Origin of the sequence: Leyella stercorea DSM 18206, from assembly GCF_000235885.1 — a bacterium.
GTDB classification, from domain to species: domain Bacteria; phylum Bacteroidota; class Bacteroidia; order Bacteroidales; family Bacteroidaceae; genus Prevotella; species Prevotella stercorea.
Window position 1 is genome coordinate 1 of sequence record NZ_JH379359.1, and the last position, 1,346, is coordinate 1,346.

General features: G+C 44.5%; 1 protein-coding gene. It reads left to right on the forward strand.

Annotated features, from left to right (window positions below; genetic code table 11):
- Positions 1 to 30 precede the first annotated feature (30 nt).
- Entirely contained in the window at positions 31 to 1,236 is a 1,206-nt protein-coding gene (locus HMPREF0673_RS01135) for an IS256 family transposase (RefSeq protein ID WP_007897015.1), read from the forward strand.
- The last annotated feature ends 110 nt before the right edge of the window (positions 1,237 to 1,346 follow it).

Here is a 1,346-nt window from a genome sequence, read left to right on the forward strand (position 1 = left end):
ATAATAATAGTTTAACACAGTTCTTATAATATGGACAATTTGGAAATAGACTACAAGAAAGCAGCCCAGCAGCTGCGTAGCGGTGAAGCACTCTTTGGTAAAGACGGAGCTTTGGCTCCCATGCTGGAACGTATCCTAAACGCAGCCTTAGAAGGTGAGATGGATGCCCACCTTAATAGTGCTGACCGTAGTTCTGGCAATCGTCGTAACGGCAAGATGAGCAAGACCGTACAGACAAAGTATGGAGAGGTGACAGTAGAAACGCCTCGTGATCGTGACGGCTCCTTCAAACCGGAAACGGTCAAGAAGCGTGAAACCATTCTTGCTGAAGGTATGGCAGATCAAATCATCAACATGTATGCCCTTGGTACAAGCACTCGTGATATAAGCAAGTACTTTGAGCGTGAGTTTAACACAACCCTTTCAGCCGAAACCATCAGCTCTATAACCGACCGAGTTCTTCCCGAAATAACAGCCTGGAAGTCACGTATGCTTGACCCAGTCTATGCCATTTGCTGGCTTGATGCCATTCACTACAAGGTAAAGGACGATAAGGGTCGTGCAGTCACTCGTGCAATATACAACGTATTAGGTATAAACAAGTCTGGTCACAAGGATCTTCTTGGTATGTATATATCTGAGAGTGAGGGTGCTAACTTCTGGCTTGATGTTATGACTGACCTTCAAAACCGTGGTGTACGTGATATTCTGATTTGTTGCGTAGACGGTCTTAAGGGATTCCCTGACGCCATCCAAAGTGTATTCCCTGAAACCTCCGTTCAGCTATGTGTAGTCCACCAAATCCGTAACTCAATCAAGTATGTAGGAAGCAAGCATCAGAAAGAGTTTCTGAAGGATCTCAAGACCGTATATGGTGCTGTAAGCAAGGATTCTGCATTGGCACAGCTTGACATGGTTGATGAAAAATGGGGCGAGATGTACCCTATAGTAATCAAATCCTGGCGCGACAACTGGGAGCGTCTTACGGAATATTTCCAGTATACCCCTGCAATCCGCAAGCTTATCTACACAACCAATACGGTTGAGGGTTATCACCGTCAGGTGCGCAAGGTAACGAAGAACAAGGGTGTGTTCCCGTCAGACACCGCACTTGAAAAACTTGTGTATCTTGCCTATCGAGACATTAGTGGGAAATGGACTATGCCCCTGTCTAATTGGGCACTGATATCACAACAACTTGCTATAAAATTTGGAGATAGGTTCAAGATTATGTAACTTTGCCTGTGAAAGGCTCCTCTTATTTGTATGCAGATATGAAATCTGCACACAAATAAGAGGGAAATAATAAAAAATCAGAGCCGTGACACAGTTCTGTTTACACTACC